This window comes from Sinimarinibacterium arenosum, assembly GCF_005047655.1.
In the GTDB taxonomy this organism is placed as follows: Bacteria; Pseudomonadota; Gammaproteobacteria; order Nevskiales; family Nevskiaceae; genus Solimonas.
In genome coordinates this window covers 46330-60177 of the sequence record NZ_SUKF01000003.1, presented here as the reverse complement: position 1 = coordinate 60177, position 13848 = coordinate 46330, and the positions used below count along the sequence as shown (strand labels likewise).

Below are 13848 nucleotides of genomic sequence, written 5' to 3'. Positions count from 1 at the left end.
GGGCTTTTCTGGTGACAAGCAGTCGACGCGGCTTATTCAGCCGGCGTCTCGCCTTCAGCCGCAGCGCCTTCGCCTTCCATTGCAGGCTCGGCAGCCGCTGCATCACCTTCGACGGCGTCGCCTTCAGCAGCGTCACCCTCAGCAGCCGGCATCGCCGACTCTTCCATCGCCGGAGCCGCGGCTTCCGGCGTCGGCGCCGGAGTTGCCTCGACCACCGGAGCTTCGACGGCCGGAGCCGGCGCCGCTTCTTCCTTCTTGCCGCAAGCCGAGAGGCTCAGACCCAGACCCAGAACACTGGCGGCAATGACCCACTTGAGATTCAACGCGTTGCTCCCCGACATGGCAAAACTCCTTACATTTCCGGTAGATAGACCATCTTCTTCCCTGATTTACTGAATCGTCCAGCGATTTCAGAACCCCAATCAAGGCGGCGGATTCTCTCGCATTGCGGGCGCGGACGCCATCCCGTCACCGACACTCCCGGAGTTTTCTCACACGCTCGGGTCAGGTATCCAGGCCACGCAGTAGATCGTCTTGCTGCTGCGCTAACGCATGGATCCCGCCAGGAAATGCTGACAATGAGCGCTCGCTGGACACACGCGGATAGGCCGCCGATGTCGCAGGACCTGGCGCGGATTGAAGGCGAAATCCGCTGTCGCCGTTATGCTGCATGCTGATCCATTCACGCCGGAGCGCGTCGATGAAGTTCGCCCTTGCCGGAATGCTGCTGTGCTGCACGAGCGTCGTTGCCCTATCTCCTGCAGCGGCGCAGGACACTGCGCCGACACACGCCCTCGAAGCGGAGGTTGAGGCCCGCGAGCGCGCGTTTGCACAGTCGATGGCGGATCGTGACATCGAGCGCTTTGCCGCGTTTATCGATAGCGAAGCGGTGTTCTTTTCCGGAGCCACGGCGCTGCGCGGACGCGACGCCATCGTCAGCGCCTGGCGCCCGTATTTCGAGAACGCCCAGGCGCCGTTTTCGTGGGAACCGGATCAGGTCGAAGGGCTCGCGTCCGGCCACCTGACACTGACCTCCGGACCGGTCCACGACCCGGGTGGCGTGCTGATCGGCCGTTTCAATTCGGTCTGGCGACGGGCCGAAGACGGCATTTGGCGCGTGGTTTTCGACAAGGGCTGCGCGGTCTGCCCGGCCAGCGCCCCCACCGCACCGGCCTGTTCCACCCCTGCGCCGGTTGCACAGACCCCGGATTGACCCAGTCGACAGCCGCGTCCGAAACGCATACAGTGCCCAAGCTGCACTCGTTTCAGGCCAGTTTTCGGTGTCCAGTCTTCCCCTTCGCAGAATTGCGTTGCGTGAGATCTCCGGTGACTTACTTGTTCGCATGCAGACTGGGGGGCTCGATTCCTCGCTGTTTCTTACGCGGTTTATCGTTTTTTTCATGTTCTTGAGGGAATGCGGCAATGTCTGACAAAGCAACCGGCACGGTGAAGTGGTTCAACGAAACTAAGGGATTCGGCTTCATCACGCCGACCAACGGTGGAGAAGACCTGTTCGCCCATTTCAAGGAAATCCAGGCGAGTGGATTCAAGACGCTCAAGGAAGGTCAGCGCGTGGAATACGTAGCAGCGCGCGGCCCCAAGGGCATGCAGGCGACGAAGATCGTCCCGCTCTGAGCGCGAACTGATCACGATCGATTAGACCGTGGCCTTAGGGCCACGGTTTTTTTGTGTCCGTCGTTCAGTCCGGGCTCTGTTCGTCGAGGAACAGGCCGGACTGCGACTCGGCATCGCCGGGTTCATGAAAATTGCCCAGGCCGACGCCTACCAGACGGTAGCGTGTCGACTCGGGCAGATCGACCCGGTTGCACAGCGCCAGCGCGATCTGTGCGAGCACTGCAGCCGAATCCGGCGGAGTCGACGGGGTCAGACTTCGCGTGAGATTGCGGAAGTCTCCGGTCTTCAGCTTCAGTACGACCGTCCGCGGCACCCGCGATGTTTTGCGCGACGCCTCCCAGGTTTTCTGCGCCAGCCGCTCAATCAGCGGTGCCAACGCCGCCAGCGGTTGATCCTCGGCCAGCGTGTCCTCGCTGGAAATCGACTGCACCGGACGATCCGGTACCACCGGATGTTCGTCGACCCCGCGTGCCAGCTCATACAGCCGCCCGCCATAGCGACCAAACCGCGCCTCCAGCACCGGACGCTCGAGCTCCCGCAACTGGCCGACCGTGCGAATACCCAGCGCCTCCAGCTTGGCATCCATGACCTTGCCGACACCCGGAATGCGCCCAACCGGCAGCGCGGTCAGAAAGGCGCTCACCTGCGCCGGCTTGATCACGAATTGCCCGTCCGGCTTGTTCCAGTCCGATGCGATCTTGGCCAGAAACTTGTTCGGCGCGATGCCGGCCGAAGCCGTCAGTTTCAGCTCGTCGCGAATCTGGCGGCGGATCTCGGTCGCAACGTCGGTCGCACTGGCCAGTCCCAGCTTGTTTTCGGTGACATCGAGGTAGGCCTCATCCAGCGACAGAGGCTCGACCAGATCGGTATGGCGCCGGAAGATTTCCCGCACCTGCCGCGATACCGCGCGGTAGCGCGTGAAATCCGGGGGCACAAACACCGCGTCGGGACACAGGCGCTCGGCCCGCACCGCTGGCATGGCCGAACGCACACCGAAGCGACGCGCTTCATATGACGCCGCACACACCACCGAACGCGCGCCGCGCCAGGCGACGACCAATGGACGCCCACGCAGCTCGGGTGCATCGCGCTGTTCAACCGAGGCGTAAAACGCATCCATGTCGACATGCACGATCTTGCGCATCGTCAGCCTCGGATCAGGGCGTCGCGCGATGGATCCAGGCGCGGATCATCTCGGCGTTCTCCTCGACCAACCGCCGGCCTTCCGCGATCGCCTCGGGTGCACGGTGAAAATCCATCAACGCGAAATCCTCCAGCATCGGCACCAGGGTCAGCTCAGGCGGGTCACCCGCCATGCGACTGCGCGTGACCCGATCCTGCAGAATGTTGACGCTCGTCGCCATCACATCGAACACGCTGGGCGCATCGGCACTGCCACTGGACAGATAACCCGCCGCCTTCTGCCACCAACTGCGTCCATTGCCCGCCTCTGCGCCCGACTCCGCATCGCCGGTCATGACCCGCGAGAAATGCGATCCAACCAGCTGTGCATTGAGGTTGACCGCGATCACGACTTCCGCGCCCAGCGCGCGGCAGGCCGAGACCGGCACCGGGTTGACCAGGCCACCGTCGAGCATCCATCGCTGCTCGTAGCGCACCGGCGAAAACAGTCCGGGCAACGCGCAGGACGCCCGCGCTGCCGGCAAGATCGGACCCTGCGTGATCCAGATTTCGCGGCCCGTCTGCATTTCCGTGCAGACGCTGACATAGCGCTGGCCGAGCGCCTCGATCTGCGGGTTACTGTGCTGCTCTTCGAAGAAAGCGAACAGGCGCTCGCCTTTGACAAAACCGCCAGAGAAACTCAGGTCAAGGAACCCGAGCACTTCACGTGCGGTCAGCTTCTGCACCCAAGCCGAAAAAGCGTCCAGCTGCCCCGATACATAGACGGCCCCCACCAATGCCCCGATGGATGTACCGGCAACCACCATGGGGCGCACCCCCATCTGCTCCAGCGCCTGGATCACGCCAATATGCGCCCAGCCACGCGCAGAGCCGCTACCGAGCGCGAGTCCGACAACCGGTGTTCTGGATTGAATACTGAGCTGTGCGTCCATGGTCCCGCATTGTCCTGCAGGCCGCTCCGGGCCCGAATGCCTCACGCCGATCGGCTACGATGATACCCGCGGCACCTGCCGCATCTTCCATTGAACCACTCGAATCTGATGATCCCAATCCGTATTGCCCAAGTCGTCTTTCCGCTGGGTGCCAGCCTGAGTCTGCTAGCCTGCGCCGCCGCACCATTGGCCGTTGCGCCATGCAGCGATCACTGCACCACCCATGAAGATGGCTATCAGTGGGCGCAAAACGGCAACATGACCGACTCTTCGGCTTGCAAGGGTTATACCGAAGCGTTTGAGCGAGGCTGCAGCAACGGCATCGAGGATCTGAACCAGTTGCACCCGAAACAGCAGGGGTTCTGAGCCAGCGCTCAGGCGTCGCGACGCCAGCGCCGAGTCGGCGTCGACATCGTCACCAGCTCTTCGGCTGCGGTCGGATGCACGGCAACCGTGGCGTCGAAGTCGGCCTTGGTCGCGCCCATTTTGACTGCAATACCGAGCAGCTGTGCCATCTCGCCCGCGTCCGTGCCGACGATGTGCACACCCAGCACACAATCGCTTTGGGCATCGACCAGCAGTTTCATCAGCATGCGTTCGTTGCTGCCGCCCAGGGTGGCCTTCAACGGACGGAAGCTGGACTGATAGATATCGACCGCAGGATAGTGCTCACACGCCAGTTCCTCGCTCAATCCCACAGTCCCGATTTCCGGCGTCGTGAAAACGGCCGTCGGCACTCGATCATGATCGACCCGAACGTTCTTGCCCCCGAACTCGGTATCGGCGAAGGCATGGCCCTCGCGAATCGCCATCGGCGTCAGGTTGACCCGGTCGGTGACGTCGCCCACCGCAAAGATATGTGGCACCGACGAACGTGAATACTCGTCGACGACCACATGTCCGTTCCAGCCGAGTTCAACCCCCGCACGTTCCAGGCCCAGACCGGAGACGTTGGGGCTGCGCCCGATCGCAAACAGGATCTGCTCCGCGTGCAGCAGGCGTCCGTCGCTGAGCTCGCCTTCCAACCGCTCGCCGCTACGGTCGATACGCGTAAACACCTGATCGAGAATCACGTCGACGCCGCGCGCCTGCATTGCGGCACGGACATGACGCCGCACGTCGCCGTCGAAGCCGCGCAGCAGTTCGTCTCCTCGGTAGACCAACGTGGTCTGCACCCCGAGCCCGCACAACAGGCTGGCAAATTCGCAGGCTATGTAACCGCCCCCCGCGATGACAATGCTGCGCGGCATGCGCTCCAGATGAAACAGCTCATTGGAGGTGATGACATGTTCAATGCCGGGAAGGCTGGCGTCCAGATTCGGCCGCCCACCCGTCGCAATCAGGATGCGTGCCGCGCGCACGCAGCGCTGCTCTGCGACCAGCTCGATGGTGTGGGCGTCGCGCAGCACCGCGCGCGATCGATGCAGAGTCACGCCGGCCTTTTCGAGATTGCCCGAGTAGATGCCTTCGAGCCGGGCAATCTCGCGATCCTTCGCGGCGATCAGACGGGACCAGTCGAACGTCGGCGCTTCGCCCAGTGTCCAGCCGAAACCGGCAGCATCCTCGAACTCGTCACGGAAACGTGAGGCATAAACCAGCAGCTTCTTCGGCACGCAGCCACGAATGACGCAGGTGCCGCCGAAACGATACTCCTCGGCGATACCCACACGGGCACCATGGCCTGCGGCGATGCGCGCTGCACGCACGCCACCCGATCCGCCGCCGATCACGAACAGATCGTAATCTTCCGCACTCATGCACTCACTCCGGCCGCTGCGACGGACACACCGCCGCACATACTCTAGCGTCTGCTTGCCATCGGGTTCGCCTGAAACGTGCGAGCACAGCACCCGGGCGGGAGATGCTCACCCGGCAGCTGGCAGCACCGCCGAGTGTGCCTTCCCGCTCCACTCAGCCTTGTCGCGGCCGGCGCGGTCCTTTGTCAACGCCACGCGCACCGGGCCCACCCTTGCGTGGCCCGCCAGCACCCTGGAACTTGCGCGGAGCACCTTCTGCCGTACGCGCGGGGCGCGGACGTTCCACCGCGGCCGGCGCCGCATCGGGGCCCGCAACCCGACTGATCCGCAGCTGCCGGCCGGACACCCAGACCTTCTGCAGATCCTTGTAGATCTTCTTCGGCATTCCCTGCGGCAGCTGCACGATGCTGTGGTCATCGCGAATTTCGATACGCCCGATGTGCTCGCTGTCGAGGCCTGCCTCGTTGGCCAGCGCACCGACCAGATTGGCTGGCTTGACGCCGTGCGTGCTGCCAACCTCGACGCGATACGCCTCCATTTCGACCGCTTCCTCCGCATCTTCACGGCGCGGACGCCGCGGAGCGGTTTCGCTGCGCTCACTCCGAACACTGCGTTCGGCTCTTTCACCCGCAGCCGCGGGACGCGCCTCACGGCGCTCGCGCGGCGCCGCCGCATCAGGTCGCCGCGCCATCGGCGCAGCAGGTTCGCTGGCACCCTTGCGCTCAGCTTCCAGCAGCAACGGCGTTTCACCCTGCACTAGCTTTGCAAGTGCCGCCGCGATATCCAGCATCGGCACACTGCGCTCCTCAGCCAGCCGCCCGAGCACCGCCTGGAACTGCATCATCACCGAACGCGCGCCCGGGTCATCGAGCACCTCAGTCACACGCTGCTTGAAGCGATTGACGCGCTGCTCGTTGACGGCATCGGTGCTGGGCAAGGACATCTCTTCGATCGGCTGGCGCGTCGCTCGTTCGATCGCGCGCAGCAGATGACGTTCACGCGGCGCAATGAACAGAATCGCCTCTCCGCTGCGCCCGGCACGGCCGGTACGACCGATGCGATGCACATAGGACTCGGTATCGGTTGGCACGTCGTAGTTGACGACGTGGCTGACGCGCTCGACATCCAGTCCGCGGGCGGCAACGTCGGTCGCCACCAGAATGTCCAGTCCACCGCTTTTCAAGCGCGCAACCAGTCGCTCACGCTGCGCCTGCTGCACGTCGCCGTTGAGCGCCGATGCCGCAAAACCGCGTGCCTGCAGACGCGTGGCCAGATCTTCTGTCGCCAGCTTGGTGCGGGCAAAGATGATCATGCCGTCGAATGGTTCGGCTTCGAGAATTCGGGTCAGCGCGTCCAGCTTGTTGGTGCCGGTGACCATCCAGCAACGCTGACGGATATTCGCCGCCGTGCTGGTCTTGGATTTGATCGTGATTTCTTCGGGCGAGCGCAGATAGGTCTGTGCGATGCGACGGATCGGTGTCGGCATCGTCGCCGAGAACAGTGCGATCTGGCGATTCTCCGGCGTCTGCTGCAGGATCCATTCGACCTCGTCGACGAAGCCCATGCGCAGCATCTCGTCGGCTTCGTCCAGCACCAGCCAGCGCAGCTGGTCCAGCTTCAGGGTGCCGCGCTTGAGATGGTCGACCAGTCGACCGGGCGTGCCGACCACGACGTGCACACCGCGGCGTAAGCCGCGCAGCTGCGGGTCATAGCTCTGCCCGCCGTAGATCGGCAGCACATGGAACCCGGGCAGATGCGACGCGTAGCGCTGAAACGCCTCGGCGACCTGGATCGCCAGCTCGCGTGTAGGGGCCAGTACCAAGGCCTGCGGCGATGTCTGGTCAAGCTTGACCTGCGAAAGAATCGGCAACGCAAATGCGGCGGTCTTGCCGGTACCGGTCTGCGCCTGGCCCAGCAGGTCGCGGCCAGCCAGAATCGGCGGAATCGTTGCGGCCTGAATCGGCGATGGCGCTTCGTAGCCGACCTCGGCCAGAGCTTGCAGCAATGGTTCGGCCAGACCCAGATCGCGGAAAGTGATTGCGGACGAGGTGCCGTCGGCGGCAGTGGAGGGATTGGACATGGTCGATACCTGAGCGAGTAAAAGCGGTCCCGAAACGCCCACGCGCACCAGGATCTGGACGCGCAGTCTGCCGATTCCGGGACATGGACGTATAGTGTCACCGCCATGCCCAAAGCCGTCACGATCGATCCAGCGCTGCTGCGCGCCCTGTGCGATTGGATCGCGAAGGTCCGTGATCACCAAACCACAGCTGCGGTCATTGGCATCAACGGCGCCCAAGGGAGCGGCAAGAGCACCTTGGCGCGCGCCTTGGCGCTGCGACTGTGCGAATCGTACAGTCTACAGGTCGCAACGCTATCTATCGATGATTTCTATCTGACGCGCGACCAACGGCAGGCATTGGCCTCCAGGGTGCACCCGCTGTTGCAGACGCGCGGGGTTCCCGGCACGCATGACGTTGCCGGCCTCATCAGCGCAATTTCACGCCTCAGGACCTTGCAGGCCGGCGAAACCCTGGCTCTGCCCCGCTTCATCAAGGCGGTGGACGAGCGCGCACCACCCGACGACTGGTCGCTGATTCGCGGACCCGTCGACCTGGTTCTGTTTGAAGGATGGTGCGTCGGGACTCCGCCGCAGGACGTCTCGCAGCTCAGCCCTGCAATCAATGCACTGGAACGCGACGAGGATGCTGATGGCCGCTGGCGCCGCTGGGTCAACCAGCAGCTGGCCGGCCCCTACGCCGCATTGTTCGCGGCCATCGATTACCTGATTTTCCTGCAAGCACCGGATTTTGACTGTGTTCTGGAGTGGCGGCGGCAGCAGGAGGACGACAATGCGCGCGAACCGACTACACGGATTCACACAAGGCCAACTGGCCTCATGAACGCGACTGAGCTGGCGCGATTCATCGCTCACTACGAACGGTTGAGCCGGCACGCGCTGGCCGTACTGCCGTCACAGGCGGATGTCGTAGTTGAACTCGACCGTGACCACGTACCGCAGCAGATCCGGATCCGCGGGTAGCTCAGCCCGCGGCGCCCGACGCCGCTGAGCAGGGATTCGAAGCGCTGTCTTGCAAGCGCTGCAGGCTCTGCGCAATACGATCCGCCAGCAGGCTCAGGGCACGCTGGTGTGCGGCCACCACGCCGTCATACCCGTCGACAGCCGTTTCACGCACTGACGTATCGCAGCTGATCGCCTTTGCCGCACCGACGCGACTCAGACTCCACTGCGCATCCAGCTGGGCATAGTGGCCTGGCACGGTTTCAAAACGCGACAGCTGAACCTTGATCCGATATACCGGCACGGCATCCTGGGCACTGAGCCCATATACGTCACGGCCGTGCAGGCTGCTTGCGATACCTTGAGACAGCGCCGCGCGGATTTCATCGCTCAGCGGTGCCACCCACTGCCGCGACTCGACCAGCGCGACTCGACCACTGTCTTCGCGGATCACCATCTGCGGATAGTCGACCTGCTGCGGGACCCGCACCGGCAATAGCTCGAACAGCAGCTTCGGCGCCGTCGTCAATGAAAGCGGCACATTTGAAGCTGGCGACAGCAACGTGTAGTAGCGAATCTGCGGTCCGCTGCCGCATGCAACCAGCACCAGACTTGTCGCCAGCGCTGCAATTGACGCCCTCGATCCCGCAGACATTCGCATCATTGATTTCATTCTCAGTGCTCCGGCTCGGTCAGCGTCGGCTCATCGTCGACCACCTTGCCGCGCAGCAGCGATTCGGGATGACGCTGCAGATAATCCGCGAGCGAGCGCAGTGACCGACCGGCACGCTCCAGTTCACCGAGGGTCGCGCTCAGATCGTTCTGCACACCGCTGTCACGGTCCAGCGCGTCGCCGACCGAACCTAGCGCACGCTGCGCTTCGACCAGAGTCTTGCGCGCCTCAGGCGCCACATCCCCATCGAGCTGTCGCAGCAATGCATCTGCCCCTCTCAAGGTGTCGCGCAGACTGCGTCCTATCTCCTCGAACGGCACCTTGTTGAACTTGCTGATGATGTCGGCAATCTGCGTCTGGATCTGTTCGAGGCTGCCACGCTCAGTCGGTATCTCCAGCGGACCGACGCCAATGACCACACCGGCGGGCTTAGCCTTGGGGATGAAGTCCAGGGCCACATACAACTGACCGCTGATCAGATTGCCGGTACGCAGCTGCGCACGCAGTCCTTCAGCCACCAGGCGCGCAAACACCCGGTCAGCCACCCGTTCACCCGCGCCGGCCTGCTCGCTGAGCGCGTCATACGCGCGACCCAGACGCGACGGAAACACGCGTGCAACGACATTGCCGAGAAACTGCTTACGCTCGGCGTCGTATTCGAGATCGACGGATTTGACCGTTCCGAGTTCGACTCCGCGGAAGTCGATCGGCGCGCCGACACTGAGACCACGCATGGACTCGACGAAACGCATGCGGATATCCAGCGGATCGTTGGTCGGCGGACTCATCGCCGCGGTCAGACTGTCGTAAAGCTGAAATTCCGTCTGCGCGGCGGCGACCGCAGCCGCGTCGCCGAAATTCTGGAACGCGACCCCACCCGCCAGCACCGACGCCAGCGACTCGGTATTGACGGTAAGACCGCTGGCCCCCAAAGACAGGTCGATGCCGCTGGCATTCCAGAAACGGGCGCTTTCCGTGACGAAGCGGTTGTACGGCGCCGAAATGAAGACCTGAAGGGTCACCCCGCGCCCGTCCGGATCCAGCGTGTAGCTGCCGACTCTCCCGACAGGAATGCGCCGGTAATAGATCGGCGAACCGACGTCAATCGAGCCCAGCCCGTCACTGTGCAGCACGTAGGCGGTACCCTGTTGATCAGAAGTCACCGCGGGCGCCGTTTCCAGGCCGACAAACTCACTGCGCGCCTCGGTCGACTGTCCGACATCAAGACTGATGTAGACACCCGACACCAGCGTACTCAGGCCAGAAATACCCCCGGTATCGACCCGCGGCCGTACCACCCAGAAACGCGTGTCGTCAACGGCGAGCCGCTCCGCACTGCGGGCGAGCACGACCTCAACGACCACGCGTTGCAAATCGTCGCTGAGCGAAATTGCCTTGACGTGGCCGACGACCACGTCCTTGAACTTGACCTCGGTGACACCCGCCTCCAGACCCTCGGCCGACTCGAAGGTGATCTCGATCATGGTGCCGGCGGACAGCGCCGCACGCACGACCAGAACCAGCCCAATCGCAGCTGCCACCAACGGCACCAGCCAGACCAGCGAAGGGCGGTACTTTCGTGGCGGACGGATGTCGGGTTGCGGCAGTTCGAAGCCGACGTCAGATGTACTCATGATTTTGGTGCTGGGGGAAGGTTCTTGGCGGGCACGTCCCAGATCAGACGCGGATCGAAACTCATCGAGGCCAGCATCGTCAACACTACCACCGCAGCGAACGCGACGGCGCCCGGTCCGGGTTGAACATCGGCAAAGCTGCGGAAATGCACCAGCCCGACCAGCAGGGCAACCACAAACACATCCAGCATCGACCAATGACCGACAAATTCCACAATGCGATAGAGCCGCGTGCGCTCGCTCCGACGCCAGCGCGCACCGCTCTGGACCGACCACAGCAGCAAGGCGATCACGCCGATTTTCAGGATCGGAACAACGACGCTGGCGACAAACACAATGATCGCGATATCCCAGGCGCCATCACGCCACAATGCGGCGACACCGCTGAGAATCGTATCGCTGCGTTGTTCCAGCAAGGTCGACGTCAGCATGATCGGCAGCAGATTCGCCGGCAGATACAGAATCGCCGCAGCAATCAGGAACGCCCAGGTCCTGGCAATGCTCTCCGGCTTGCGCCGATGTATCGACGTTCCGCAGCGACGACAGCGCATGGTGCAGCCCTCGTCGGCATTGTCGGCATTGATCACAGGCGCGCGATAAACCGCGCCACAGGCGTGACATCCGACGACTCCCAGCGTGACTGCGCGTGGTAGTGGACTCAAGACTGCTCCTCCGCAGCGAGATCCCACAGTTCATGCAAATCGTAACTGGTGATCAGAGTCAGCAAATAGGTCAGCAGCGCAAAACCCCACAGCCCGATTCCCGGGGAAATCGCCGCATCAGCCGCAAGTTTTACCGCGGATACCAGAATCCCGAGCAGGAATACCTCGACCATGCTCCATGGCTGCATACGCCGCAGCGCATGCATCGCACTGGCAAAGTATTGCGGCACCCGTCCCGCGCGCAGTGGCACCAGCACGTAGATCAGCACGGCGATCTGGAGCAATGGCATCAGAAAGATGCAAGCGGCGGAGACAACTGCCACCAATCCGACGCCAGCGTCGTAGCTCGACAGCACAGCCCCCCACAAAGTCACCGATCGTGACTGTCCCCCGAGATCCATCCAGACCACCGGATACGCATTGGCGATGGCCATGACGATCATCGAGGTCACGGTCAACGCCAGCATGGTATCGAGGTCAACCCGACGGTTTCGGTACAGTTCGGCGCCGCATTGCAGGCAGCGCGCCACCGCTCCGGCCGGCAGCGGGCTGCGCTGATAGACCGAATCACAGTGTTCGCATATCACCAGTTCAGGCTTGGAATCATCGCCGGTCTGGACTGCCATATCCGCGGGTAAGTTGAAACTGGGAGAGCAGTCTATCCCGGAAGTTACCGATCAGGCGCTGTGACTGGGAATTGCTCCCGCGCTACATCGGTAGCGGCTGTGTCGACAGTTGCAACGCATCCCTGGGAACCTGCGCCGGCAGCTGTTGCAGTGCAGCAGCCAAGCGCATCGCGCCGTCCCAATCTCGGTGCACATCAAGCCATTCTGCGGCAGGCAAGGCGTGCAACGGCTCGACGCCCAAGCCAAAGTCGACTGCAAGCTCAGCGTGCTCGGATGTGCCAGACATCAGCACTCTGCAGGGGAACAAGGCCAGGCGCTGCAATTCACGCTGCAGCTTTGCCAGATCAGACTCCCAATGCGCTGACGCCACGTTCGCTCTCCGTTCCGCTGGTTTACTGTGCGCCGCTCTTCTCCATGGCCTGCATTGTGTCAGCTGATTCCTACAACGTCGATAGTGTTTTTCCCTCATGCGCGGCTGCCTCGCGAACCCAACGAGTTGGCTGGCGCCACCAACAAAAAGGGCCGGGGATTTACCCGGCCCAGATCCAAAGCGACTTTCCGCTTCCAGCGGATTCTTTGATCAGTTGAGGCGTTCCAGCACCGTGGCGACGCCCTGCCCCATGCCGATGCACATGGTGGCCACGCCGAACTGAGCATCCTGCTCCTGCAGGACATGCGCGAGCGCGCCGGTGATGCGCGCCCCGGAGCAGCCCAGCGGATGGCCGAGCGAGATGGCGCCGCCCTTGATGTTGACGCGGTCCATGCGCTCGGTCAGCTTGAGATCCTTCATCACCGCCAGCGACTGCGCGGCAAAGGCTTCGTTGAGCTCGAAATAGTCGATGTTGCTGATGTCCAGACCCGCACGCGCCAGCGCCTTCTTGGTCGCCGGCACCGGACCGATGCCCATGATCGACGGATTGCAGCCGGCTGCGGCAACGCTGACGATGCGTGCCATCGGCTTCAGCCCCAGCGCCTTGGCCTTTTCGGCCGACATCACCAGCGTGCAGGACGCGCCGTCAGAGATCGCCGAGCTGTTGCCCGCGGTGACCGAACCCACCGGATTGAACGCCGGCTTCAGCTTGCCCAGGTCTTCCAGATTGGCCTCGGGACGCACAACTTCATCGAAATCAACCAGGATCGGCGCACCATCGGCATCGTGCCCCTGGATGCCGATCATTTCGTTCTTGAAACGACCGTCCTTCCACGCCTGATAGGCCTTCTGGTGCGAAGCCAGCGCAAATTCATCCTGCGACTTGCGGTCGATCTGATGTGTCTGCGTCAGCATTTCAGCCGTCAAGCCCATCATGGCCGAAGCCTTGGCCTGCGACACTGACAGACCCGGATCGCCGTCAAAACCGTGGGTCATCGGCACGTGACCCATGTGCTCGACGCCGCCGCACAGGAAGATGTCGCCCATGCCCGCCTTGATCGACGCGGTCGCGGTGTGGATCGCCGTCATCGACGAACCGCACAGACGATTCACGGTCTGGCCCGGCACCGTGTTCGGCAGACCCGCCTTCAGCAGGATGTTGCGGGCGACGTTGAAGCCCTGCTCCAGCGTCTGCTGCACGCAACCCCAGATCACGTCCTCGACCTCGGCCGGATTCAGCGCGGGATTGCGCGCGAGAATTGCCTTGATCAGCTCGGCCGAGAGATCCTCGGCGCGCACATTGCGGAACACGCCGCCGCGTGAGCGGCCCATCGGGGTGCGGACCGCATCAACAATGACTACTTCCGTCATTTCTCAATCTCCAATATCTGATT

General features: G+C 63.1%; 15 protein-coding genes. 4 read left to right on the top strand and 11 right to left on the bottom strand.

Features of this window, described 5'->3' with window-relative positions:
• Positions 1–32 precede the first annotated feature (32 nt).
• Positions 33–341: a hypothetical protein gene (locus E4T66_RS06650; RefSeq protein ID WP_136848141.1), complete on the bottom strand. Its 309-nt coding sequence runs from the start codon at positions 339–341 to the stop codon at positions 33–35.
• A 359-nt stretch (positions 342–700) separates the two neighbouring features.
• Between E4T66_RS06650 and E4T66_RS06645 the strand changes: the two genes are divergently transcribed.
• Complete coding sequence (locus tag E4T66_RS06645; protein WP_211242801.1) at positions 701–1213, top strand: YybH family protein; 513 nt, start codon at positions 701–703, stop codon at positions 1211–1213.
• 209 nt (positions 1214–1422) lie between these two features.
• Complete coding sequence (locus E4T66_RS06640) at positions 1423–1635, top strand: cold-shock protein (RefSeq protein ID WP_136848140.1); 213 nt, start codon at positions 1423–1425, stop codon at positions 1633–1635.
• 64 nt (positions 1636–1699) lie between these two features.
• Here the strand turns inward: E4T66_RS06640 and dinB are convergent, their stop codons facing one another.
• Together dinB and rssA are read right to left on the bottom strand one after the other, a co-directional pair.
• Complete coding sequence (gene dinB, locus E4T66_RS06635) at positions 1700–2779, bottom strand: DNA polymerase IV (RefSeq protein ID WP_136848139.1); 1080 nt, start codon at positions 2777–2779, stop codon at positions 1700–1702.
• A 13-nt stretch (positions 2780–2792) separates the two neighbouring features.
• Positions 2793–3710, bottom strand: a complete 918-nt coding sequence (gene rssA / locus E4T66_RS06630) for a patatin-like phospholipase RssA (RefSeq protein ID WP_136848138.1) — start codon at positions 3708–3710, stop codon at positions 2793–2795.
• A 90-nt stretch (positions 3711–3800) separates the two neighbouring features.
• On the opposite strand from rssA, the gene E4T66_RS06625 reads away from it, so the two are divergent.
• A complete protein-coding gene (locus E4T66_RS06625; protein ID WP_136848137.1) occupies positions 3801–4076 on the top strand; it encodes a hypothetical protein in 276 nt (91 codons plus the stop codon).
• Between the two features lie 8 nt (positions 4077–4084).
• On the opposite strand, the gene gor is transcribed toward E4T66_RS06625, so the two are convergent.
• Entirely contained in the window at positions 4085–5467 is a 1383-nt protein-coding gene (gene gor, locus E4T66_RS06620) for a glutathione-disulfide reductase (RefSeq protein WP_136848136.1), read from the bottom strand.
• 154 nt (positions 5468–5621) lie between these two features.
• On the bottom strand, positions 5622–7547 hold the full coding sequence (locus E4T66_RS06615; RefSeq protein ID WP_136848135.1) for a DEAD/DEAH box helicase: 1926 nt from the start codon (positions 7545–7547) through the stop codon (positions 5622–5624).
• 105 nt (positions 7548–7652) lie between these two features.
• On the opposite strand from E4T66_RS06615, the gene E4T66_RS06610 reads away from it, so the two are divergent.
• Positions 7653–8510, top strand: a complete 858-nt coding sequence (locus tag E4T66_RS06610) for a hypothetical protein (protein WP_136848134.1) — start codon at positions 7653–7655, stop codon at positions 8508–8510.
• Position 8511: 1 nt separating this feature from the next.
• On the opposite strand, the gene E4T66_RS06605 is transcribed toward E4T66_RS06610, so the two are convergent.
• The 6 genes from E4T66_RS06605 to fadA all read right to left on the bottom strand — a co-directional run bounded on the left by E4T66_RS06605 (position 8512) and on the right by fadA (position 13825).
• Complete coding sequence (locus E4T66_RS06605; protein ID WP_136848133.1) at positions 8512–9162, bottom strand: PqiC family protein; 651 nt, start codon at positions 9160–9162, stop codon at positions 8512–8514.
• A 2-nt stretch (positions 9163–9164) separates the two neighbouring features.
• Entirely contained in the window at positions 9165–10796 is a 1632-nt protein-coding gene (locus tag E4T66_RS06600) for a PqiB family protein (protein ID WP_136848132.1), read from the bottom strand.
• Positions 10793–11458, bottom strand: coding sequence for a paraquat-inducible protein A (locus tag E4T66_RS06595; protein ID WP_248679497.1), 666 nt, complete (start codon positions 11456–11458; stop codon positions 10793–10795). Before E4T66_RS06595 ends, E4T66_RS06600 begins: the two co-directional genes overlap by 4 nt.
• Entirely contained in the window at positions 11455–12084 is a 630-nt protein-coding gene (locus E4T66_RS06590; protein WP_136848131.1) for a paraquat-inducible protein A, read from the bottom strand. Before E4T66_RS06590 ends, E4T66_RS06595 begins: the two co-directional genes overlap by 4 nt.
• Positions 12085–12166: 82 nt before the next feature.
• Entirely contained in the window at positions 12167–12454 is a 288-nt protein-coding gene (locus E4T66_RS06585) for a hypothetical protein (protein ID WP_136848130.1), read from the bottom strand.
• A gap of 210 nt (positions 12455–12664) precedes the next feature.
• The gene (gene fadA, locus E4T66_RS06580; RefSeq protein ID WP_136848129.1) at positions 12665–13825 is read right to left on the bottom strand and encodes an acetyl-CoA C-acyltransferase FadA; all 1161 of its coding nucleotides are present in this window, start codon (positions 13823–13825) and stop codon (positions 12665–12667) included.
• Positions 13826–13848 lie beyond the last annotated feature (23 nt).